The sequence below is a fragment of the Kerstersia similis genome, from assembly GCF_965139615.1.
GTDB classification, from domain to species: Bacteria; Pseudomonadota; Gammaproteobacteria; order Burkholderiales; family Burkholderiaceae_B; genus Kerstersia; species Kerstersia similis.
On the sequence record NZ_CBCSIQ010000015.1, the window covers coordinates 62,407 to 85,546 of the forward strand.

Consider the following 23,140-nt stretch of genomic DNA (forward strand, 5'->3'; position numbering starts at 1 on the left):
TCAGGTCGTATCGCTGCCTGTATGGGCCGTTCCATCCGGGCTGCCGAGGCGTTCAATGCGCTGATCGCCGCAGGCCGATAGCCATTGCTGCAGGCTGGCGCGGGAAACGGGCAGGCAACGCCTGCTGTCTTGATCCTGGGCGGCCGGCGGCAAGACATCCAGTAGCGGCATGAGCGCAAAGGCGCGTTCATGCATGCGGGGGTGGGGCAAGACCAGGCGCGGGGTATCCAGGGTCAGGTCGTCATAGAACAGCATGTCCAGATCCAGCGTGCGGGGCGCGTTGCGGTAGGGGCGCTCACGGCCGTGCTGCTGTTCCAGTGCCTGCAGCAGATCCAGCAGGGCCAGCGGTTCCAGGCGAGTCTCCAGGCGTGCGGCGGCATTGATGAAATCCGGGCCGCCGGCATCGACAGGCGCAGTACGGTAAAACGCCGACACTTCCAGCGCCCCGGTGCTGGCGTGGGCAGCCAGTTCCGCGAGAGCCTGGCGCAAGGTGGCCTGGGCATCGCCCAGGTTGGCGCCCAGGCCAATATAGGCGCAGTGCAGCATGTCCATACCGCTTTATTCCGCGCTGTCTGGTGCACGGCCGGGTGAGTTGCCCGGAGCGCCATCGGCAGCGTTGCCGGCCCGTGCACCGCTGGAGCGGCGGCGCCGGCGACGTGGCTTACGGGCTGCCGGCACATCATCGGTCTCACGCGGCGACTGGGCCAGCCCGTCTATCAACTCGGCACGCAGGCCGTCGTCGGCATTGGCCAGATCCATCCACCATTGGGCATCGACACTGTCGATCTCGCCAGCGGCAGCACGCAACTGCAGGAAATCGCAGGCCGCACGAAAGCGCGGCTGCTCCACCAGGCGCCAGACGGCGCGCCCCGGACGGCGCACCATGCGCGGCTGCATGAACCAGATATCGCGCATGTCGGCGGTGAAACGGCGCTGGATCGCCAGCTTGCCGGTCTGTTCTTCCAGCACGGAGTCCGCTGCCTGCACCAGTGCGGGAATACGGTGCTCGCCACGGGCTTCCAGCTCGTTCCAGCGTGAAGCAACCTGTTGCCACAGCAGGGCGGCGAAGAGGAAGCTCGGGCTGACCGTTTTGCCGGTACGGACACGCGCGTCCGTGCGCTCCAGCGCCAGGGTGACGAAACGTTTGCCGTTGGGCTGTTCCAGCACCACATCCAGCAAAGGCAGCAGGCCCTTGTGCAGGCCGGCGCGGCGCAACTGCTGCAGGCAGTCCATGGCATGCCCGCAGGTCAGCAGCTTGAGCATTTCATCGAACAGCCGCGAGGCCGGGACGTTTTCGATCAGCACAGCCAGGTCGGGAATGGGCGCCTGGGTAGCGTCGTCTATCCGGCCACTGATCTTGGCCGCAAACCGCACGGCGCGCAGCATGCGCACGGGGTCTTCGCGGTAGCGCGTAGCAGGGTCGCCGATCATGCGGATGACGCGCTGCTTCAGATCCTCGACGCCATTGTGATAGTCGATGACAGTCTGATCCAGCGGATCGTAGTACAGCGCATTCATGGTGAAGTCGCGCCGTACGGCATCCTGTTCCTGATTGCCGAACACGTTGTCGCGCAGGATGCGGCCATGCTCATCGGTTTCCTGCTCGCCGCTGGAGGGTGCGCGGAAGGTGGAAGTCTCGATGATTTCGCGGCCAAAGACGACATGTACCAGCTGGAAGCGGCGGCCAATGATGCGGGCGCGGCGGAACAGCGGACGTACCTGTTCGGGCGTGGCGTTGGTGGCCACATCGAAATCCTTGGGCTCAAGCCCGAGGATCAGGTCGCGAACCGCGCCGCCCACGATATAGGCCTCATAGCCATGATCGCGCAGCGTTTCGCAGACTTTCACCGCATTGCGCGAAACATGGCGCGGATCTATCCCATGCCGTTCGACAGGGATACGCGCCGGCCCGGCCGGACGGCGCAGGCGGCTCACGAAGCGTTTGATGGTTTCTGTGATCATTCGGATGTCAGGATTTCTGGTCGGCCAACTGCGTGAACAGATCAATGATGCGCCATTTCCGCTCGGTAGCGATATGGCGCAATTCGTCACTGGGGTTGGCGGCCACAGGATGCGACACGACCTCCAGCAGCGGCAGGTCGTTCATGGAGTCACTGTAGAACCAGGTTTCCGGATAGTCTTCCAGCTGTTGGCCCAGGGTGGCGAGCCATTGCTGGACACGCGTGATCTTGCCTTCACGGAAGCTCGGCGTGCCGAGGATGCGGCCGGTATAGCGGCCGCCGATGTATTCGGCTTCGGTAGCGACCAGATGCTGGACGCCCAGCGCCCGGGCAATCGGAGCGGTAACAAAGCTATTTGTGGCGGTGACGATGGCCACCAGATCGCCGGCTTCCAGGTGCTGGCGTACCAGCGCCAGCGCATTGGGCTGTATGGCGGGCCAGATCATTTCACGCATGAAGTCTTCATGCCAGCGCGCCAGATCGGTCGGGTGATGGGGGGAGAGCAGTCCCAGCATGAATTCAGCCGACTGTTCCGCAGTCAGGTTGCCTTCGTTGTAGCGGACCATCAGGTCCTCATTGCGCTGGCGGGCGATCTCCGGATCGCCAGCGCGTCCGGTGCGCGCCAGGAATTCGGCCCATTGATAGTCGCTGTCCAGCGGCAGCAGCGTGTGATCCAGGTCGAACAGGGCAAGGCGTGTCGGTGAGTTGGGCTTCATTGTCGATTGGTATTCGGGTCTGCGAGCATGGTCCGCAGCAGGGGAATGGTGATGGGCCGGCGTGCAGATAGCGAGTAGCGGTCGAGTTCGTCGATCAGGCGCGATAGCTTGCGCATGTCACGCTCAAGGTGCGTCAGTATCCAGTTGAGCACTTCCGGTGTCAGATTGACGCCACGGCTTTCCGCCTGCAAATGCAAGGCGGCCAGCTTGTCGGCGTCGGAAAGCGGTTCCAGGCGAAAGACCAGATCCCAGCCCAGCCGGGTACGCAAATCTTCGCGTAGCGGCATGGACAGCGGCGCACGGTCACCAGCCAGCACCAGCGAGAAAGCATGCGGGGAAGCGGCGGTTTCGCGCCAGCGATTGTACAGGGCGAATACGGCAGCTTGCGCGCCATCATCAAGCTGCTGAACGTCGTCGATGGCAATCAGGTCTGCGTGCCGGCCGTCGCTGTCGGCCAGTTGATGCAGAAAGTCGGTCGAACCGGCAGCAGGAAAATAATGGCGGCTGCCGGGCAGGGATGACAGGCCGCGGAGCAGGTGGCTGCGCCCGGAGCCGTCTGCACCCCAGAGGTACAGCGCACGGCCCGGCGCCAAATCATTGGCAGCTTGCAACGCAGCCAGATTCGGCCCTGGAATATAGTTTTCCAGAGAGGGAGCAGGCGCCGGCAGCACGTCCAGCAGGAGCTGACGGCTCATGCCAGCGATCCTTTCTTGACGGAATTCAGGGTGATTGCGCGGCGCAAGTGGCGGTTCATCGTAAAATCAACTTCTTATTCAGCGAAACGCTGCGATTTTTACATATTCGACGGTTTTTTCCATGGCCCAGACAAACAAGTCCTCCCTGACCTATCGCGACGCAGGCGTCGATATCGACGCCGGAGATGCGCTGGTTGATCGCATCAAACCCCTGGCAGCGCGCACCATGCGCGCTGGCGTACTGGGAGGCATAGGGGGCTTTGGCGCCCTGTTCCAGGTTCCCGGCAAATACCGCGAGCCAGTGCTCGTATCGGGAACGGATGGCGTAGGCACCAAGCTGCGCCTGGCTTTTGAATGGAACCGCCATGATACGGTAGGCATCGACCTCGTGGCCATGAGCGTCAACGATATCCTGGTGCAAGGCGCCGAACCGTTGTTCTTTCTTGACTATTTCGCCTGCGGCAAATTGTCCGTGGATACGGCTGCAGCCGTGGTGGGCGGCATTGCCAAGGGTTGCGAAGAGTCCGGTTGTGCGCTGATCGGTGGTGAGACGGCGGAAATGCCGGGCATGTACCCTGACGGCGAATATGACTTGGCGGGTTTTGCCGTCGGTGCTGTCGAGAAATCGAAAATTATCGACGGCAAGTCGATTACGGCAGGTGATGTCGTGCTGGGGCTGGCTTCCAGCGGCGCGCATTCCAACGGCTATTCGCTGGTGCGCAAGATCATCGAGCGCGCCGGCGCCCGGCCGGAAGATGATTTCCACGGCAAGCCGTTTGCCGACGCGGTCATGGCGCCGACCCGCCTGTATGTGAAGTCGGTGCTGGCAGCGCTGGAGCAGCATGGCGAAAAAATCAAGGGCCTGGCACACATCACGGGTGGCGGCCTGCTGGAAAACGTGCCGCGCATTCTGCAGCCGCAATGGCAGGCCGAGCTGCATGCCGATGCCTGGCAGCGCCCGGCGCTGTTCGATTGGCTGCAGCGCGAAGGCGGTGTGGATCACCAGGAAATGCATCGTGTATTCAACTGCGGCATCGGCATGGTGATCGTGGTCGCTGCAGACCAGGCGGAGGCGATTGCCGCGACGCTCGCTGCACATGGCGAACAGGTCTTCCGTATCGGTGAAATCAAACCGCGTGCGGAAGGCGCGCCGGGAACCGTCGTTCTCTGAGCATCCTGAGCAGACAGGGGCAGGGCCGCCCGCAACTGGCGGGCAGCGCTGTCATCATGTCCGGCTGAACGGCGCGCCTGCGAGCGCGTACGCAGCCGGCGGGCCGTATCCACAACTACACCGTTATGTTGCGAATCCGTCGATTCTGGCGTTACGTTACCGACAACATTGTCGCGCCAACCCAGCCGACCGCAGGACAGCTGCTGTCGCTGGCGTCGCCGATGGGGTTGCCGTTGTCGATACGGCGGCATGCGGCGTCCGTGATTGCGGCCCGCATCCAGTTGTTGTCCGTTCTGTTCTTTATCCTGGTGCCGCTGTGCGGGATCATCGACCTGATCGTGTTCCCCTTGCCGGTGGCCCTGGTGCTGATACTGCTGCGCCTGGCGGCTGGTGCCGTGTTTTTCTACATGGCCAAGCCGCGTGAGCTGTCGCCCAGCCATCCGTACAAACGGGCGTTGGGGATGCTGGCCTGTATTCTGATCGTGCCTTGTCTGTTTTACCTGGCGGCCTTGCGCCTGACCAGCAGCATGGCATTGACGGATACCCAGTTTCTGATGATGCAGATTTATGCGCTGATGCCCACCGTGGTACTTGGCGGGCTGGCGATTTTCCCGTTGTCGGCGTTGGAAGTCCTGTTGTTTGCCATACCCGCGCTGGGGACGGCGCTGCTGGGCATGACCATGGGTGACGCCAGGGAGCTGTCCTGGGCGCAACATGGGGCAACGCTCTGGTTCATGGCCTTGATGACAGGGATTGCCATGTTTTCCAGCATGAGCCAGCTGCACTACATGAAGAGCCTGGTGCACCGGGCCAATACGGATCCGCTGACCGACGCCCTGACGCGTCGTTCCGGCGTGGAAAGCCTGGAACGTTTATTCATGCTTTCAGCCAATGCCGATACCCCGCTGGCACTGGCCTTCATAGATATCGACCATTTCAAATCCATCAACGACCGTTTCGGACACGATGCTGGAGACCGTGCACTTTGCAGCCTGGTACGCGCCTTGCGCAGTTACCTGCGCAGCAGCGATGTGCTGGTCCGTTGGGGCGGGGAAGAATTCGTCCTGATTCTGCCGAATATGTCGGTGGCCCAACTGCCTTATTTTGTCGAACGCATGCGCCAGGGTGGCCTGGGCACCAGCGAGAATAGCGAGCCATTGATGGCGTCCATCGGCGTGGCCGAGCGCATGCATGACGAGGTGCTCGATTGGCCGACCTTGGTCGAGTTGGCCGATCAGCGCATGTACCGGGCCAAGAACGAAGGCAGGGCGCGTATTCTTCTGCCGGACGAAACCGTGATCCTGCTGGCGCGGCCTGAAGTTCAGGCTGGCAGCGCGCGCGCCAGTTGATTGAGCCAGGGAGCGGCAAGGTCCACGACACTGATCTGAGCGTTTGCCGCCAGGCAATCCACGATCTGCCGTTCCGGTTGGGCGCGCAACCAGGTGATTTGCCGTTTGGCGAGCTGGCGTGTGGCAGCGATGGCCTGTTCGCGCGCCTGGGAGGGTGAAATTTCACCTTCCAGCCATGACCACATCTGGCGATAGCCGACACAACGCACGGACGGCAGGCCGGCATGCAAGTCTTTGCGCTGGTGCAGTTGCTGTACTTCGTCGGCAAAACCTTGCGCCAGCATCTGATCAAAGCGCTGCGCTATCCGTTGATGCAGGGCCAGCCTGTCGGAAGGCTCCAGACTGATGGTGTGAAAGAGATAGCTCGGCTTGGCGCCAGGGGAATCCGCTTTGTTGCGTTGCTGGCCCAGCAGTGCAGACATCGGCTGGCCGCTGAGCAGGCAGACTTCCAGCGCGCGCTGGATTCGCTGGCTGTCATTGGGGGCCAGGCGCGCCGCGGTGACTGGATCGAGCCGGGCCAGTTCCGCGTGCAAGGCGGGCCATCCCAGCGAGATGGCCCGGGTTTCGAGTTCCGCCCGCAGGGCCGGGTCGGCCTCTGGCAGGTCATCCAGGCCATCCCTCAGCGTTTTGTAATACATCATGGTGCCGCCAGCCAGCAAGGGCAGCCTGCCACGTTGCAGGATTGCGTCGATCAAGGCCAGGGTATCGGCGCGGAAGGCGGCAGCGGAATAGCTCTCTGCCGGGTCGAGAATGTCCAGCATATGCTGGGGCACCTGGCTGCGTTCGGCCAGGCTGGGTTTGGCGGTACCGATGTCCATGCCGCGGTAGATGGTAGCGGAATCGACATTGATGATTTCCAGTGGCCAGCGTTGCGCCAGCGCCAGCGTTGCGGCGCTTTTGCCTGCGGCGGTAGGGCCGGCCAGGCAGAGAATGGGAAGAGGGGAGGCGTTCATGAAAAGACGTTATTGCCCGCGCAGGAACAGGCGATCCAGTTCGGGCAGGTTCCACTGTACCCAGGTGGGGCGGCCATGGTTGCATTGGCCGGCGCGCTCAGTCGCCTCCATGTCGCGCAGCAAGGCGTTCATTTCTTCCCGGGTAAGTTTACGGTTGGCGCGCACAGAACCGTGACAGGCCATGGTGGAGAGCAGTTCGTTACGTTTTTCCGTGAGGTGACGAGAGATGCCGACGCTGGCTAGGTCTGCGAGCACGGCGCGCGCCAGCGCCTCAATATCGCCGTCGGCCAGCGGTGCCGGCACACTGCGTACGGCAACCGCGCTGGGGCCGGCCGGGCGCAGCTCAAAGCCGAACTCCGTCAGCAGCGCGTCATATTCTTCCAGCAGCGCAACGTCCTTTTCCGGCGCGCTGAATACCACGGGAACAAGCAGATCCTGGCGTGGCAGGCCATTCTGATCCATGGCATTTTTCAGGCGTTCATAGACGATGCGTTCATGGGCGGCATGCATGTCCACCAGGATCAGGCCATGGCGATTTTCAGCCAGGATGTAGATGCCATGCAACTGTGCCAGGGCAAGGCCCAGCGGCAGCTCGTCGCCCGTGCTTGGCAAGCCCGGCGCTGCTGTCGCGCGAGACATCAGGCCCGCAGGTGCAAAGGTGGGCAAGGGAGCGGGCACGGGGCTTGCGGGCACACGGTTTGGGTCGGGCAGCTGTGTCGCAAGCCCGGCAGGACGGGTGGCTGCTCCGAGGGCAGCGGTTTCGGTCGAGTCGTCGTCCAGTGGCCGATAGTGCTGTTGCCAGTTGAAGCCGCCCGCATCGTAGCGGCGTTGCGGCTCGGCCAGGTGCAAGGGCGCCTGCTGCGTGTAGCGGGCAGGGCCGGGAGTGGGTGCGGCCGGGTGGGGGGCAGGCGAGGCAGTCTCGTCGCCTGCCGGATGGGTGGCTTCAGGCTGCGAGGGCATACCGCCAGGCCCGGCCGCATCTCGCTGGCCCGGTTCGCCGGCTGTCGCCGGGGCAGTCACTGCGTCGCCACGCTGCCCTGCGCCGTGCGCCAGCGCCTGGCCGACCTGCTGCATGACGAAGCGGTACACCGCACCGCTGTCGCGAAAACGGATTTCGCTTTTGGCCGGATGCACATTGACATCCACGCTGGCAGGATCGACATTCAAAAATAGCACATAGGCTGGTTGCCTGTCGCCGTGCAGGACATCGGCATAGGCGCTGCGGATGGCATGCGACACCGTCCGGTCCCGCACAAAACGGCCATTGACGTACAGATACTGCCGGTCAGCACGAGCGCGTGCGGCAGTGGGCTCCAGCACAATGCCGGAGAGCGCGGCCGCGCCCGTGTCGGCGTGCAGGGCCAGGCCCTGACGGGCAAAATCCTCGCCCAGGACATCGCGGATGCGTTGCATGGGGTCGGTTTGCGGCCACTGGCGTACCGCCCGCTCATTGTGAAAGAGCTGGAAGGCAATATGGGGGTGCGCCAGCGCGATGCGTTCGAAGGCATCGACACAGTGGCCGAACTCGGTCTGTTCGCTGCGCAGGAATTTTCGGCGGGCGGGGACGTTATCAAACAGCTGGCGCACATCCACCGTGGTGCCGCCGGGCCCGGCGGCGGGCTCAGCGTGGCTTTGCAGCCCCAGTATCTGGTAGGCGTGACTGGCGTGAGCCGTGCGCGAAGTCAGGGTCAGATAGGCGACGGATGCGATGGAGGCCAGCGCTTCGCCACGGAATCCCATGGAGGCGACGGATTCTAGGTCGGCCAGCGAGCCGATTTTGCTGGTGGCATGGCGGGTCAGCGCCAGCGGCAGTTCTTCTGGTGGAATGCCGCAGCCATCGTCCGTGACGGCAATCCGCCGGATGCCCCCGCCGTCCAGGCGTACGGTAATGGCGCTGGCGCCCGCGTCGATGGCGTTTTCCAGCAATTCTTTGAGGACGGAGGCAGGTCGTTCGATGACCTCGCCTGCCGCGATCTGGCTGATCAGCAGATCGGGCAGGGCATGGATAGTGCGGCGTTCTTGCATGAACGCATTTTTAACTGATTTCGCGATCCAGTGCTGCGATGTGCGGATTGGCAGCGTAGAAGCCCTGGATGCCGGTATGGATGGCCGCCGCGATCTTCTGCTGATGGGCCGAAGTGCGCAGCAGCCGTTCTTCGCCGGGGTTGCTGATAAAGGCCGTTTCCACCAGTACCGAGGGAATGTCCGGCGCCTTCAGCACGGCAAAGCCTGCCTGCTCTACATTCTTCTTGTGCAGCGTATTGATTTTCTCCAGTTCGCGCAGCAGGGTGCCGCCAAAGCGGAGTGAATCATTGATCTGTGCCGTGGTGGACAGTTCCAGCAACACCTTCGCGACGTTGGCGTCCTGGCTGCCGAGGTTGACGCCGCCGATCAGGTCGGCAGCGTTTTCCTTATTGGCCAGCAGGCGCGCCATGGTGCTGCTGGCGCCGCGTTCAGACAAGGCGAAGACGGAGGTGCCGCGTGCCGTCGGACGGGTCCAGGCGTCGGCGTGGATGGAAATGAACAGATCCGCCTGCACGCGCCGGGCTTTCTGCACGCGCACGTGCAGCGGGACGAAAAAGTCTGCGTCGCGCGTCATGAAGGCGCGCATGCCGGAGGTGCCGTCGATGCGCTGGCGCAGCATATGGGCGATGCTCAGCACGACATCTTTTTCACGTGTGCCGCCCGGGCCGATCGCGCCAGGATCTTCGCCGCCATGGCCGGGGTCCAGCGCGATGGTCAGCGGGCGCCTGCGTCCGGAAGTATGCACGGCCGGCGCCCGCCCGCCTGTGACGGGCGTGGGGCGCGCGGGGACAGGGGCCGGGCGTGTCGGTGCCGTGGCAACTTGCGAGCCGGCGCCGGGTTGGGGCGATGCCGGCAAGGGCTGCTGGGCCGGCGTGCCGCCGGGGCGGCTCGACAGGTCTTCGAGAATTCGAGCCAGCGGATCGTCTTCGCTGGGCAGGCTCTTGCTGTTCATCATGGCCAGCAAAGGATCCTGCGCAACCTTGGGGTACAGATCCAGCACCAGACGGTACTGGTATTCGGCGACCGGCTTGAGCGTAAAGACCTGGGGGGCGATCGCCTGCTTGAGATCGAACACCAGGCGCACGATGTCCGGGCGGTTCTGGGCCACCCGGGCGCTGGCGATATAGGGATCGTCAGGCTTGATCTTGGCGACCAGCTCGTTGAGCGCCTGATCGAGGGTCAGCCCTTCGATATCGACAACGAGGCGGTGAGGATTTTCCAGCGTGAAATGCTCGGCCCTCAGGGCGCTATCGAGTTCCAGCGTGATGCGGGTGTAGTCATCCGCAGGCCAGGTGCGCACGGCCAGGATGCTGGCAGCATGCGCCGTGCGCGGAATCACGGGAACGAGCAGCAGCGTCATGGCGCTGCCAAGCAAACGGCGACGCGTAGCGTCAGCCGGTATCAGGGGCCGGGTGAGAGGATTGCGTTCAGCCATTTAAGCCCTCTTTCGGTGTGTGCCGACAGATCCGCGCGGCGTCCATCGTCCAGATAATCCAGTGAAATTTCTAGATCTGGCGGGCTCAGGAGATTGCCTGCGCGCTCCGGCCATTCGATCAAAACAACGGCATCATCACGCAGAATTTCCCTGAATCCGGCGTCCAGCCATTCTCTTGATTCGCTAAATCTATAAAAATCAAGATGATACAAGTATAAGTTAAAAACTTTATAAGATTCAAGCAGCGCGTAGCTCGGACTCTTGATTCGGCCACTGATGCCGCATGCGCGCAACAGTGCGCGGGCAAAACTGGTTTTTCCTGCCCCAAGATCGCCGCGCAGGTGTATGCGACCGCCGGCCAGGGGGCCTGGCGGTTCGCTGGCATACTGGCGGTCGCAAACCAGTGGCGCCAGGCGTTGGGCCAGGGCTTCGGTAGCGGTTTCGTCGGGTAACAGAAGCGAATGCTGGGCAGGAAATGACATGGCGGCTCCGGAGGGCGCTGCGGACAAGGCGGCCATTATAGGGACGGATAGGTGCTGCCGCGCTGCCCTGGTGCGACGCGGCCGACAGAAAATGGCCAGGGTTTGCGCAGGCGCAGGGAAAGCAGGCATGCAGGCCGGCATCCAGGTCTTGTCGCCCTGTGCTGGAACCGGGTTCTGGTGATATCCGATGCCGGCATCTGCTATCCTAGCGGGCGTTAGGTTCATCCGTCGTTCCATTCTCATTCTCAATGAACGCGGCCTGGCGCCTGTGCCTGGTCGTACCCAGTGGAGTCAAGTCAACAAATGAGCACCCGCATCGAAAAAGATACCTTCGGTCCCATCGAAGTCCCTGCAGAACACCTGTGGGGTGCGCAGACCCAGCGCTCGCTGCATTTCTTCTCGATTTCCACCGAAAAGATGCCGGTTGCACTGGTTGAGGCGCTGGCCCGCGTCAAGCGCGCTGCCGCGCACGTCAACGCCGAACTGAAGCAGATCGACGCTGGTCAGGCCGATGCCATCATCAAGGCAGCCGACGAAGTCATCGCCGGCAAGTGGCCCAACGAATTCCCGCTGTCCGTCTGGCAGACCGGTTCGGGCACGCAAAGCAACATGAACATGAACGAAGTGCTGGCCAACCGCGCTTCGGAACTGCTGGGTGGCGAGCGCGGCGAAGCCCGCAAGGTGCACCCCAATGACCACGTGAACCGTGGCCAGTCGTCCAATGACGTGTTCCCCACCGCCATGCACGTGGCGGCTGCGGTTGAAGTCGAGCGCCACCTGCTGCCCTCGCTGGCCAAGCTGAAGGCCATTCTGCAAGAGAAGAGCGAAGCCTTCCGCGACATCGTCAAGATCGGCCGCACCCACTTGCAGGATGCCACCCCGCTGACGCTGGGCCAGGAAATCTCGGGCTGGGTTGCCCAGCTGGAAATCGCTGAAAGCCAGATCCGCGCCACGCTGCCCGTGCTGCATGAGCTGGCCATCGGTGGCACGGCTGTGGGTACCGGCCTGAACGCCCACCCGGAATTCAGCAAGCGCGTTGCCGACGAACTGGCACGTGACACCAAGGTGGCGTTTGTTTCCGCTCCGAACAAATTCCAGGCGCTGGCCGGCCACGAAGGCATCCTGTTTGCCCACGGTGCGCTCAAGACCCTGGCTGCCGGCCTGATCAAGATCGCCAACGATGTCCGCTGGCTGTCCAGCGGCCCGCGTTCCGGCCTGGGTGAAATCAGCATCCCGGAAAACGAACCCGGTTCCTCGATCATGCCGGGCAAGGTCAACCCGACCCAGTGCGAAGCGCTGACCATGCTGGGTGCGCAGGTGCTGGGCAACGACGTCGCCATCAATATCGGCGGCGCCAGCGGCAACTTCGAACTGAACGTGTTCAAGCCGCTGGTGATTCACAACTTCTTGCAATCGGTGCGTCTGCTGGCTGATGGCATGGCTAGCTTCGGCGAGCATTGCGCAGTCGGTATCGAGCCGAACCGCGACCGCATCACCGAACTGGTGAATCGTTCGCTGATGCTGGTCACGGCGCTGAACCCGCACATCGGTTACGACAAGGCTGCCCAGATCGCCAAGAAGGCCCACAAGGAAAACCTGTCGCTGCGTGAATCGGCGCTGGCGCTGGGCTTCCTGACGGCCGAGCAGTTCGACGAGTGGGTGGTGCCGTCGCACATGACCAACCAGAAGTAATTTTTGCTTCATGCGGAATGGAGGATGTCAGGCTGCCGATGGGTGCCTGATGTCCTCGGACAAGGCATGCCGGGTGTTGCGCCGGGCATGCTTTTTTTTGTCCATGCAAGTCAGCTGCCGGGCAGTGCTGGATCGGGCAAGGGCTGTAAGTTTGAGGGCGAGGGAAAAACGTGAGTCGAAATAGGGGGGCGATGCCGTTGCCGGACGCAGAGGCATGCAGGCAGGCGAATGTGGATGATGCGGCGCTGGTGCGACTGGGCCAGGCCATACAAAGCGATATCGACACCGGCCGCATCTACGGCGCGGCATTTGCCGTGGCGCGGGCGGGGCGGGTGCTTTACCGGGCGTCGCTCGGGCAGGCAGCGCCAGGCCGGCCGGCCGCGCTGGACGATATCTATCTGCTGATGTCACTGTCCAAATCCTTCACCGCCGTCCTGGTATTGCAGGCAGTGGCGCGCGGCCAGTTTGCGCTGGATGACAAAATCGCAGACAGGTGGCCAGCCTTTGCTTGCCACGGCAAGCAGAACATCACGGTGCGCCAGTTGTTGACACACCAGGCTGGTATGCATGTCGGCCTGATGCCGCCGGTGGCATTGCAGCCTGAGCAGGGTTTTGACCTGGCCCGTTTCGCTGCCGCGCTGGCGGTGTTGCCGCCAGCCTATCCGCCGGGCGCACAGGTTTACTACAGCCCGACAGCGGGCTATGCGGTGCTGGGATACCTTCTGGTTCTGACAGATCCGCTGGGGCGCTGCTTCCGCGACATTGCGCGGCAGCAGCTCTTCGAGCCGCTGGGCATGTGCCAGACCGCCTTCGGCATGGGCATCGAGGTATCGCGCCGGGTGCCCATGTCCTATACCGCCGCCATGGCTACGCCGGAAGGCGAGGGGGTCGCTGGATTGCTGAATCGCTGTCTCGACGAATATGCCGAGCTGCCGGCAGGTGGGGCGTTGGCCACCTTGGATGATGTGCTGTGCTTTGCGGAGGCACTACGCCAGGACGGCACGGGAAATGGCGTGCGAGTGTTGCCGGCCGGCATGGTACGAGAGGCCAGCCGCAGCCATACCGGAACCGCGTCCAATCAGGGCTGGGATGCCTACCGGCAGCAATATGGCCTGCCCGAAACGCCGGCGCACTACACTTTATTGGGAGGGCAGTCACGGGGGCCGGGGATGCATCTCAGCGCAGCGGGAACCTTGGCCAGTGCTGACGCCTTTTACGCCGTGGGGCGTGGCAGCACCCTGTGGATGGTGGATCCGCAGCGGGACTTGAGTTTTGTGTTCCTCAGTGCAGGCGTGGTGGAGGGGCTCGCCCACATTGAACGTTTGTCGTGCTTGAGTGATCGGGTTGTGGCCGCTTGTCGCTAGCAAAAAAAAGACCGGAAGAAATTTCCGGTCTTGGGCTTGCGTGAGGGCTGCTTAGTAGCTGTAGCTCAAGGACAGCTGGAAGTTACGACCGGCTTCGGTGTACATATCCAGGCCGGCGCTGGTGCTGCTGATATCCTGGACGTTGATGCTGCGCCAGTATGTCTTATCGAAGAGGTTGAACACGCCAGCCTGCAATCTCAGGCCTTTGGCTTCCGGCGGCGTGACCCAGCCAATCAGATCCAGGGTGCCATAGCCGGGTGCCTGGAACGTGGTGTCGTCCTTCACCTTGTCGCGCTTGTGAGCCAGTGTGAGAATGCTTTCAGCACCCCAGTTTTCCTGGTTGTAACGCAGGCCCAGCACCGCTTTCAGCGGCGAAATGGAGTTCAGGTACGAATTGTCTTCACGGTTGCGGCCGTGCGACCAGACCAGCGAGCCCCAGACGTCCCAGTTGCGGGCGAATTGCCATTGCCCCTGTGCTTCGGCGCCATAGATCCGCACGCGGTTCACGTTCTGGAATTGGTAGTGGGTGAAAGCAGGATTGCTGCTGTCCGCCCAACCTTCCATATTGATGAAGTTCTTGTAGCGGGTGTCGAAGAATGTCAGGCTGGCGTTGGCCTGGCTGCTGTTCCAGCGCGCCCCGACTTCATATCCCGAGCTGGTTTCCGGTTTCAGGTCAGGGTTGGGGTGCAAGGTATAGCCATAGTACGGGCTGCTCGTATTGCTGAACTGGCCGTTGACTTCGACCAGGTTGGGTGCACGGAAGCCCTGAGCATATTGCGCGAAGAGGGTGACGTTGTCGTTCGCGTACCAGGTAGCCAGCAACTTGGGCGAGAAACGGGAATCCTTTTGTTTGACGGAATCGCCCTGTTGTTGCTCAAGGATCTTGTCCTTCAAGGGATTCTGCTCGTAATGGTCGTAGCGGATACCGGGAGTGAGCGAGAACTGGTCTTGCAGGAATCCGATCTCGTCCTCAACGAAGAGGCCAAACTGCGTGATCTTGGTCTTGGGGACGGTACGCAGATTGATCGTGCTGCTGGCGGGGTAGCCCGCAGCGAATTCCTCGGTACGCGATTGCCACCACTCACCGCCCGCGCTGATGCGGTTGCTGACAGTGCCCGTCAATTGCTTGGAAGCCAATGCTGACAAGCCGTACAGGGATTGGCGGTATTGGCCATTGCGTTCGTATCGGGGGGCATTGCTGCGCACCTGATGGTCAAACTGGTCACTATCCAGGCGCGAGTAATAAACGCGGGCAGAGGCCAGGTCGATCATCTTGTCCTGATCCGGTGCCTTGTAGTCGTACTCCATCGACAGGCGATAGCGTTTTTCGCTGTCATCCGTGTGACTGGACAGTATTTGCGTGGGGGTGCCCATGACGGAGCCCAGCGCATTCAGTCGGTCCGAATGGTAGTTGGTCTTGCGATATTCGCCAGTCAACCCGAGCTTGTGGCCCCCTTCGAAGTCATGCTGCAGTTTGCCCAGCACATTGCTGCGGCTGTTCTTCTGGGGATTGGGCTTGGTTCGTGATGCGCCGGTGGAATCATCCTTGCCCTGGTTTTCGTATTCATGGCCTTTCCGGCCGCCAGCCTGCAGCAGCCATGCGGTATTGGCATTGTCGAAAAGACCTGCCAGCGCGACGTTCAAGCCGCGGCTGCCATCGTCACTGCGATAGTCCACCACGCCGCGGGCGCCGAAGCTGTCACCCGGACGGATGACATCGGACGGATCCAGGGTGCGCAGGCCGACGATGCCAGCCAGGGCGGAGGAACCATACAGGGTCGAACCGGGGCCGCGCACGATATCCACTGATTTCAGCGAAGTGAAATCCACCATGTCCTGGCCGATGCTGTCCCGGCCACTGAATTCAAAGACATCAGGCAGGCGGATGCCATCCACAAGCGTCAGGACGCGGGCGCCTTGCAGGCCTCGGATGTTGATTTGCGTGTTGCCGTTGCGCAGGCTGCGGCCGGCTTCGATGCCAGGTTCGGCGCGCTGGCCGAGATCCTGAAAATTGTGGATGAAACGCTCGTCCAGGGTTTCGCGCGAAGTGGTCGTTGCCGAAGGGGGAATGCCGGCAGCGTCTTGTTCGAAGCGGGTAGCCGTAATAACGGTGGGGGTGAGAAGCCTGACCGTGCTTTCCTGAACGGTATCAACTTGACTGGCGTTTGCGTCGTCTGAAACCGTGCTCTCCGCCGCCATGGCGAGATTGGAGCCGGTCAGGGCCGTTGCGATCAAGCTACTCAGTAGCGTTGGACGAAGCGTGCGCATCTGTAAATCCACGGAGCTTGCAAGCGAAACCCGATGCGCGAAGCTGAAGAGGGCGGCGCGTCGGGCAACGCAATGCGGATGATTCGGAAATGGATGATGGATAGGCGGCAATGACTGCGTTTGCCACCGAAGCCAGAGAACTTAAATGATTAGAATTCTTATGTCTATGTTGGAAAGTCTTTATTTTTATGGGGATAAGTCCCGAAAAATCTCTAAAACCTTAGTTTTCCTAGATGTTTTCTATTTAAGTCCATAGAAAATACATGTTTCATGACTGTAGGTTGTTGTATTTTTTCGTCATGTTTGGCGGGCTGGCGGAACGAGCGCGGGCCTGCCGTATCGAGATACGTTGAGGGCGTTTCGGCATGCTGGCGAGCTGCCATTGCCTGCGGGTATGGGGGCTCGCCTGCGCCCCGCGGCCCGGCGGGCTAGAGGCCCGGTACGGTCGTGAAACCGCCGAAGAACGCGCATTGGCCGGGAAACCCCGGGCGGGCGTCGCAGGCTTTCAGGCAACCCGGTTTGTTTTCGGCAAACTGTGCCGCCACCGACATCTCAAAGCCGTAGGTGGGAGTGGTGACGTCGAAACGGCTTTCGCAGACCGCTTTGTCACTGTAGGAAAACGTCATGGCCTCGTTGCGGCCGTTGATGGAGAAGGCGATCTGGAAACTGTCCAGGCTGCGCCATCCGGGCCGTGGCAACACCAGGAAGCGGTAGCGTTTCTCGTCCAGGCGCTCACCGAATATTTTCAGCATGGCCGTGGCTGAATCTGTTTTTGGCGAGGGGTAGGGCAGTGCCAGCAACGCGCGTGGGTCGCCCAGCACGCCCAGGTCGAAACCGATGCCCTTCTGATAGAAAGGAATCTCGATATTCGGGTAGCCCGAGATCGCCAGGTGTTGGTTGGGCGCCAGGCCTTGCCTGGATTGCGGCGCATAGTCCGGTGCGCGGGCAAACGTCACTTCCAGCGTCATCACGGCTTCGGCGGGGTTGGCTTCTTCGCTGCGGATGTCATCCAGGCGGTTGGGGCCGTGGCTGGCGCAGCCCGCCAGCAGCAGTGCCGACAAGGCCAGTGGTACGAGGCCTGCGCGGTGTGCCAGGAAGGACATCGGGTTCATGTCACTGCTCCTGCTGGACCGGGATGGGAACCAGGTCTTGCCCATGGAACTGCCAGCCATCTTTTGATTTCTGCCAACGGAAGTTCCGATTGATCCATTCGACTTTCATGTTCTCGTACAGGCGACGCTGGTCGATTGTTTTGCCGGCTTCTCGTTGTTGCCTGGCGATCGCATAGGTTTCGTTCCAGATCGGCTGGAAGACCTTGTTTTGCATGTTTCGGGTGAACGGCAAGCGGGCATAGACCCCGGAGCCAGCGGCGCTGAGCCGAATTTCGTTGTCCAGCAGCAGGGCGGCGCTGAGGTTGTCCGGGGAGACCGAAACCAGATGCGAGACCGGGATTGCCTGCTGTCCGGGCAGGCGGTCTTCGAACCACAGCACTTGCCCGGTAGAAGTGACCAGCGCGCGCGAACCTGCAGTGAACAGCAGCAGATCCTGGCGGCCCGGTTGTGCCAGGCCCAGGTCTGGATCCCGCATGTTGACGACCGGGCTGAGAACCCGCGCCAGCGGCGTATCGTTCTGCACCGAAATCAGGATCGTGCCGACACCCATGAAGTCGCTCGATGCCGCCAGTAATACGGGTTGCCCGCCTATCGTCGGGCCCAAGGCCCTGACATGGACGAATTCGAAGGCGTTCAGGGGGCGATAGGGCTGGCCGCGATAGCTGATGGTGTGCAGCTGCGACCCTTGGCGCTTGTCCAGTTGGAATGCACCGATTGTTTCGCTGCCATGGCTGTCGGCCATGGATTGGGCCGGGGCGGCCGTTTGCGCGCCAGCGGCCCTGGGCGCCAGCGTCACCGCCAAGGCCAGGCTAAGTCCTACCAGCATGGCAGGCCAGGAAATACAATCGGTTCGAGAGCACTGCGCCACGGCTTCCCCGGTAGTTTCTGCCTGAGTGGATACTTGCGGATTCTATCGTATGCAGTTCTTGGCCGACGCCATGCGGCAGCCTGCCAGCGGGCATTTCAGGTAAGCAGTTCATTCAATCGGTATGCGGAGATGTCAGCAGGCATCATCCAGGGCATCAGCGTTGCGGTGTCGTTGGCCGTTGCCGCGTATGATAAGCAGGTGAGTCAGTCCAAGGCTGCGCCGCCGTTCTTGACGGTTCATGGTCATTGATCCAGAATCAGGCGCTTTGATTTTTTAGCAGGGCCGGAGGCCTTAGACACGATGGCTCCAGGCGGGCAGGCAGCAGGCGAGACGCCGCTGATAGACCATTTCATTGATGCCCTGTGGCTGGAAGACGGGCTGGCTGCCAATACGCTGGCCGCTTACCGGCGCGATTTGCGTGCTTGGTCGGCGTGGGTGCAGGAAGCCCGGGCCAAGGCGCTGGCCGACGCCAGCGCTGCCGATGTGTCGGCCTGGTTTGCTGCCAGCCATGCCGATACCCGCCCCAGTACGGCGAACCGCCGTCTGGCAACGTTGCGGCGCTTTTATGCCTGGGCCTTGCGGCAGGGGCATGTCCATGCCGATCCCTGTCTGAATATTCCCAGCGCACGCCAGGCCGAGCGCTTTCCCAAGACTTTGTCCGAAGGCCAGGTGGAATCGTTGCTGGCGGCGCCGGATTTGCGCCAGCCAGCGGGTTTGCGCGACCGCGCCATGCTGGAAACCCTGTATGCCACCGGCCTGCGGGTGTCGGAGCTGGTGTCGTTGACGGTGCTGGATGTCAGCCTGAATGAAGGGGTGGTGCGGGTGCGCCATGGCAAGGGGGATAAGGCCCGGTTGGTTCCGCTGGGCGGGATCGCAGCCGATTGGCTGCAGGATTACCTGGATCAGGCCCGCAGTGTGATCCTGGCGGGCAAGGTCACGGATGCCTTGTTCGTGACCCGTCTGGGCGCAGGCATGACACGCCAGGCGTTCTGGCAGCTGGTGCGCAAGTACGCTTTGCTGGCTGACATCCATGCGCCGCTCTCACCGCACGTATTGCGCCACGCTTTCGCCACGCACCTGCTCAACCATGGTGCGGATCTGCGGGTGGTGCAGATGCTGCTGGGACATGCCGATATTTCCACCACGCAGATTTATACTCACGTTGCCCGTGAGCGCCTGAAAACGCTGCACGCACAACATCACCCCAGAGGTTAGCCAGTGAAGTCCCGCCACGTATCGGAAACGCCCGCGACACAGTTCCTCAAGCGCCATGGCGTTGCCTTCGAGGAGCGTGTCTATGATTATGTCGAACACGGTGGCACGGCCGAAGCGTCGCGGCAGCTGGGCATGGATCCGCATGCCGTGATCAAGACGCTGGTGTTCGAGGATGAGAAGGCCCAACCCCTGATCGTGCTGATGCATGGCGATTGCGAGGTGTCGGCGAAGAACCTGGCGCGCCAGATCGGAGCGCGCAAGACCGCCCCGTGCACGCCTGAAGTGGCGCAGCGCCATTCAGGTTACTTCGTCGGGGGAACGTCGCCATTCGGTACCCGCAAACGCATGCCTATCTGGGTGCAGCAGAGCATTCTGGCGTTGCCTCGCATTCTGATCAATGGCGGGCGGCGCGGCTATCTGCTGGAAATCGACCCCAGGGTACTGGTGGCGGTGCTGGATGCCAAACCGGTGGATGCCGCTCTGAGCCACGACGAAAGCTAGGGGGGACAGGCCGGTTCCGGCGGCTGGCGCAGTGGTGCCGGCGTTTGGTGATGTTGTCCCGCGATATGGCCGCCGGGAGTCCGGCCAGTCTGGTAAAGTAGCGTCCTCGCCCTGCGGCTTGCCTGGCGGATTGGGTGCCCGGCTGCAAAGGCAATGGTCGTCTGGCGAACCCGAGGCAGGTACGGCCAGCAGCGGCCCACGCCTCTCTTGAGGCAGCTGGCGCAGCCCCAGCGAATCATCAAGCCTTGCCGGCACAGGCTCCTTGCAGGGGCTTGCCGCCAGGCGTCAGCAACAGGCAAGACGGAAGAATTTATGGCAGTTTCCGGCGATGCCGCACCCAGCGGCCGCTATCAGCGGGTTTCCGGAGAGAAAGCCGGCGGCGCAACCTATACGCCGGGCGTGCTCTCGGATTTCGTCGCCGCACGCATGGTGGAAGTCCTGGCGCAATTGCCGCAGGGCAGGCGCCTGCGCGTGCTCGACCCCGGCGTGGGGGAGGGCGAACTGCTGCTCAGCCTGCTGGCGGAACTGCAGCGGCGTGCCATCACTGATATAGATGTGCATGCTTTTGAAACCGATGCTGCGGCCTTGGCCGTGACCCGGCAGCGCCTGGAAACCGCATTCCCGCAGGCCACGCTGCATATGGTTCATGGCAGCTTCCTGGATTATGCCTTGGCTCAGCCGGACGATCAGGCAGAGCATGGGAGCGCCTACTTTGATCTGGTGATCGCCAATCCGCCCTATATCCGTACTCAGGTGCTCGGAGCTGTCCAGGCGCGCTGGCTTGCCAATCAGTTCGGGCTCAAGGGCCGGGTCGATATGTACCATGCCTTTGTGGCGGGCATTGCGCGGGTGCTGCACGTAGGGGGCCTGGCTGGCCTGATCGTTTCCAACCGCTTCATGAGCACGCGTTCGGGCGCCGTGGTAAGGGCCATGTTGCGGCGTCATTTCCGTATCCGCCATGTCTGGGATCTGGGTGATACCCGCTTGTTCGATACCGCGGTGCTGCCCGCGGTACTTTTGCTGGAACGGGGGGCGCCGGACGCTGGAGCGGCGACGGCCGGTTTTGTATCGGCCTATGAGGCAAGCGCAGACGTGGATGAAAAAAGCCGGCGCGTGCCCGATGCGATTGCAGCATTGCTGCGTCCGGGGCTGGCGCAGTTGCCGGATGGCCGCCAGCTGCGCGTCACCCATGGCAAGCTGGATGCCGGTATCCGTCCTCAGGATAACTGGCGCATCGCGACCGGTGCGGGGGATGATTGGCTGCGTACGGTCGCGGCCCATACCTGGAAGCATTTTGGCAATCTGGGCAAGATCCGGGTGGGGGTCAAGACCTGTGCCGACAAAGTCTTCATTCGTCAGGACTGGCAGCAGGCAGCGCCTGGCGGCCTGCCCGAATTGCTGCGGCCGCTGACGACGCACCATATCGCCCGGCGGTTCCGCGCCGAAGCGCCGGCGCGGCAGCGGCAGATCCTTTATCCCCACGGTTCGCGCGAAGGCCGGCGCATTGCGCTGGATCTGGCGCAGTTTCCCCGCAGCGCGGCCTACCTCGAGCAGCATCGTGAGACGCTGACGGCACGCAGCTACGTGATGGAAGGGGGGCGCCATTGGTACGAAATCTGGGTGCCGCAGGATCCGGCGCGCTGGGCCTTGCCCAAGCTGGTGTTCCGCGATATTGCCGAGGCACCGACTTTCTGGGTTGACCTGGAGGGCAGCGTGGTCAATGGCGATTGCTACTGGCTGGCGGCGGAAACCCCGGAAGCGGAAGATTTGTTGTGGCTGGCGGCGGCCGTCGCCAATTCCTCATTCATCGAGCGTTTCTACGATGAAAACTTCCAGAACAAACTGTACGCCGGCCGTCGCCGTTTCATTACCCAGTATGTCGAGCGGTTTCCTCTGCCAGACCCGGCGTTGCCCCTGAGCCGGGAAATCGCAGCGGCGGCCAGGCGCATCCATGAACTGGCGGGCACTCCCGAGGCCGACGCGCTGGCGCACGATCTAGACCAGCAGGTCTGGCGCGTGTTCGGTGTCGGCCCTAAAAAAACCGGCCGGTAAGGGAATCTGCAGCTTCTTGTTCAGACCTTTGCCCTGGAACTGCGTAAAGCGGGTGAAGAAGTCTGCGCCGGTGCTGACAATCAGGTGCGTCAATGTCACCGTGCGCCCATCGGTACGGGCATAGAACACGGCGTAGCGGACATCACAATGGCGTGGCTGGTGGCCGTCGAGCTGCGGAACATCCAGCAGGTCCGGCCCGGAGGGCAAGGCCAGGCCCAGGTCTATCGTCGGGCTGGTCTGCAGCTTGACTTCCAGCAGTTGCTGCCGCACATCGGGAAACTGGCCGTCATCCTGGTAATGCTGATAACCGAGCTGGCGGCAGACAAGTTCATGCAGGCCGGCGCCACGGTTGCGTTCCTGGTCGGCGCCCAGGTCGGGGAAGCTGTTGCCGACCAGCGGCGCGAGCCGCTGGAACACCTCGGCGATGGGCAACAGGGCGCCGGCGCTTGGGTAGGAGACCGGCGTAACCGAGGAAAGCAGCAGGCCGGGCCGGGTCAGGGGGGCGATGGCGGCCGTGTCCCGCAGTGAGACCAGTTCGGCCGTGTTCTCGCCGACCAGACAGCGCGCCTGGTATTTCTGGGTCAAGGTGCCCGTGGTGTCCAGTTGCGCCAGCGTGTCGCCCGTCACCACGCGTACCTGGCTGATGCAATCGGCACCGTTGACGCGGATCAGCACGTAGCGGCGCGAGGGGGAAAGCTCTTCGTTCCAGACCTGCAGGTTATTGGCTTTTTGCACATAGGTATCGAACCATTGTCCTGGGAAACGCGGCTGCACCTTGCGGAATGAGGGGGGCAAAGGGTAGCCCAGGGCCTGGCAGACATATTGCTTGGCAACCTTGGAGCGGGTGCGCAGCGGCAAGCCCGCCAGCGACATGCCGCGCAACGCATCATCCAGCAAAATCTCAAGGTCGGGGGTGGGAATCCAGAGCGCCGGGTCGCCGATGGCGATAGGGTCGTAGATGCTCAGACCGGCGGCGCGTATGTTTGCGACATAAGGAATGGCTGGGCGGGTGGCGGCGGTAACTGACATGGATGAAACGCTCATGAAGCAGCGGGACGGACGGGGGGGACGCAGGTGCAGGCCCCGGAGCCGGCATTGTAGGACAGTGCTGTTGAATCATATGCTCATGCTTGTGCCGCTGGAACGGAAAGCGATAATCTAGGCGATTGACCACGTGCGCGTGCCGGTCAGGTCCAGCGTTTGGGCGTTCAACGTTCAGCGTTCCGCTTTCGGCGCTCGGTTCGGGGCCGGGGTTATTCATTTGATTCATCGGGATATCGA

At 62.4% G+C, this 23,140-nt stretch carries 19 protein-coding genes; 7 read left to right on the forward strand and 12 right to left on the reverse strand.

Annotated features, from left to right (window positions below; all coding sequences use genetic code 11):
* The 4 genes from folK to hda are packed head-to-tail and all read right to left on the reverse strand — an operon-like array spanning nt 1 to nt 3,372.
* Nucleotides 1-552, reverse strand: coding sequence for a 2-amino-4-hydroxy-6-hydroxymethyldihydropteridine diphosphokinase (gene folK, locus ACNA1V_RS10695; RefSeq protein WP_415833606.1), 552 nt, complete (start codon nt 550-552; stop codon nt 1-3).
* Nucleotides 553-558: 6 nt separating this feature from the next.
* Complete coding sequence (gene pcnB, locus ACNA1V_RS10700) at nt 559-1,962, reverse strand: polynucleotide adenylyltransferase PcnB (protein WP_415833607.1); 1,404 nt, start codon at nt 1,960-1,962, stop codon at nt 559-561.
* 7 nt (nt 1,963-1,969) lie between these two features.
* Entirely contained in the window at nt 1,970-2,677 is a 708-nt protein-coding gene (locus ACNA1V_RS10705) for an HAD family hydrolase (RefSeq protein ID WP_415833608.1), read from the reverse strand.
* Nucleotides 2,674-3,372 carry a DnaA regulatory inactivator Hda gene (gene hda / locus ACNA1V_RS10710; RefSeq protein ID WP_415833609.1) on the reverse strand — a complete coding sequence of 233 codons (699 nt, stop codon included), beginning with the start codon at nt 3,370-3,372 and terminating at the stop codon, nt 2,674-2,676. Before hda ends, ACNA1V_RS10705 begins: the two co-directional genes overlap by 4 nt.
* A 121-nt stretch (nt 3,373-3,493) precedes the next feature.
* On the opposite strand from hda, the gene purM reads away from it, so the two are divergent.
* A complete protein-coding gene (gene purM / locus ACNA1V_RS10715) occupies nt 3,494-4,543 on the forward strand; it encodes a phosphoribosylformylglycinamidine cyclo-ligase (RefSeq protein WP_415833610.1) in 1,050 nt (349 codons plus the stop codon).
* Nucleotides 4,544-4,668: 125 nt separating this feature from the next.
* The gene (locus ACNA1V_RS10720) at nt 4,669-5,892 is read left to right on the forward strand and encodes a GGDEF domain-containing protein (RefSeq protein WP_415833611.1); all 1,224 of its coding nucleotides are present in this window, start codon (nt 4,669-4,671) and stop codon (nt 5,890-5,892) included.
* Here the strand turns inward: ACNA1V_RS10720 and miaA are convergent.
* The 4 genes from miaA to tsaE are packed head-to-tail and all read right to left on the reverse strand — an operon-like array spanning nt 5,865 to nt 10,787.
* A complete protein-coding gene (gene miaA, locus ACNA1V_RS10725) occupies nt 5,865-6,845 on the reverse strand; it encodes a tRNA (adenosine(37)-N6)-dimethylallyltransferase MiaA (RefSeq protein ID WP_415833612.1) in 981 nt (326 codons plus the stop codon). The genes ACNA1V_RS10720 and miaA overlap by 28 nt on opposite strands.
* A 9-nt stretch (nt 6,846-6,854) precedes the next feature.
* Nucleotides 6,855-8,870: a DNA mismatch repair endonuclease MutL gene (mutL, locus tag ACNA1V_RS10730; RefSeq protein ID WP_415833613.1), complete on the reverse strand. Its 2,016-nt coding sequence runs from the start codon at nt 8,868-8,870 to the stop codon at nt 6,855-6,857.
* A gap of 10 nt (nt 8,871-8,880) precedes the next feature.
* Nucleotides 8,881-10,305, reverse strand: coding sequence for an N-acetylmuramoyl-L-alanine amidase (locus ACNA1V_RS10735; RefSeq protein WP_415833614.1), 1,425 nt, complete (start codon nt 10,303-10,305; stop codon nt 8,881-8,883).
* A complete protein-coding gene (tsaE, locus tag ACNA1V_RS10740; RefSeq protein WP_415833615.1) occupies nt 10,272-10,787 on the reverse strand; it encodes a tRNA (adenosine(37)-N6)-threonylcarbamoyltransferase complex ATPase subunit type 1 TsaE in 516 nt (171 codons plus the stop codon). The genes ACNA1V_RS10735 and tsaE overlap by 34 nt, the downstream gene beginning before the upstream one ends.
* A gap of 303 nt (nt 10,788-11,090) precedes the next feature.
* Here tsaE and fumC point away from each other — a divergent pair, with 303 nt between their 5' ends.
* Both fumC and ACNA1V_RS10750 read left to right on the forward strand, forming a co-directional pair.
* Nucleotides 11,091-12,479, forward strand: coding sequence for a class II fumarate hydratase (fumC, locus tag ACNA1V_RS10745; RefSeq protein WP_415833616.1), 1,389 nt, complete (start codon nt 11,091-11,093; stop codon nt 12,477-12,479).
* Nucleotides 12,480-12,649: 170 nt separating this feature from the next.
* Nucleotides 12,650-13,843, forward strand: a complete 1,194-nt coding sequence (locus tag ACNA1V_RS10750) for a serine hydrolase domain-containing protein (protein WP_415833617.1) — start codon at nt 12,650-12,652, stop codon at nt 13,841-13,843.
* 51 nt (nt 13,844-13,894) lie between these two features.
* Here ACNA1V_RS10750 and ACNA1V_RS10755 read toward each other — a convergent pair whose 3' ends face one another.
* The 3 genes from ACNA1V_RS10755 to ACNA1V_RS10765 form a co-directional block, all read right to left on the reverse strand.
* The gene (locus tag ACNA1V_RS10755; protein ID WP_415833618.1) at nt 13,895-16,111 is read right to left on the reverse strand and encodes a TonB-dependent hemoglobin/transferrin/lactoferrin family receptor; all 2,217 of its coding nucleotides are present in this window, start codon (nt 16,109-16,111) and stop codon (nt 13,895-13,897) included.
* Nucleotides 16,112-16,539: 428 nt separating this feature from the next.
* Nucleotides 16,540-17,223, reverse strand: a complete 684-nt coding sequence (locus ACNA1V_RS10760; RefSeq protein ID WP_415833619.1) for a hypothetical protein — start codon at nt 17,221-17,223, stop codon at nt 16,540-16,542.
* A 1-nt stretch (nt 17,224) separates the two neighbouring features.
* The gene (locus ACNA1V_RS10765) at nt 17,225-18,049 is read right to left on the reverse strand and encodes a hypothetical protein (RefSeq protein ID WP_415833620.1); all 825 of its coding nucleotides are present in this window, start codon (nt 18,047-18,049) and stop codon (nt 17,225-17,227) included.
* Between the two features lie 342 nt (nt 18,050-18,391).
* Here ACNA1V_RS10765 and xerD point away from each other — a divergent pair, with 342 nt between their 5' ends.
* The 3 genes from xerD (at nt 18,392) to ACNA1V_RS10780 (ending at nt 21,859) form a co-directional block, all read left to right on the forward strand.
* On the forward strand, nt 18,392-19,306 hold the full coding sequence (gene xerD / locus ACNA1V_RS10770; protein ID WP_415833621.1) for a site-specific tyrosine recombinase XerD: 915 nt from the start codon (nt 18,392-18,394) through the stop codon (nt 19,304-19,306).
* Nucleotides 19,307-19,309: 3 nt separating this feature from the next.
* On the forward strand, nt 19,310-19,807 hold the full coding sequence (locus ACNA1V_RS10775) for an aminoacyl-tRNA deacylase (protein ID WP_415833622.1): 498 nt from the start codon (nt 19,310-19,312) through the stop codon (nt 19,805-19,807).
* A gap of 312 nt (nt 19,808-20,119) precedes the next feature.
* Nucleotides 20,120-21,859: an Eco57I restriction-modification methylase domain-containing protein gene (locus ACNA1V_RS10780; RefSeq protein WP_415833623.1), complete on the forward strand. Its 1,740-nt coding sequence runs from the start codon at nt 20,120-20,122 to the stop codon at nt 21,857-21,859.
* Here the strand turns inward: ACNA1V_RS10780 and ACNA1V_RS10785 are convergent.
* Nucleotides 21,803-22,888: a hypothetical protein gene (locus tag ACNA1V_RS10785; RefSeq protein ID WP_415833624.1), complete on the reverse strand. Its 1,086-nt coding sequence runs from the start codon at nt 22,886-22,888 to the stop codon at nt 21,803-21,805. The genes ACNA1V_RS10780 and ACNA1V_RS10785 overlap by 57 nt on opposite strands.
* Between the last annotated feature and the right edge of the window lie 252 nt (nt 22,889-23,140).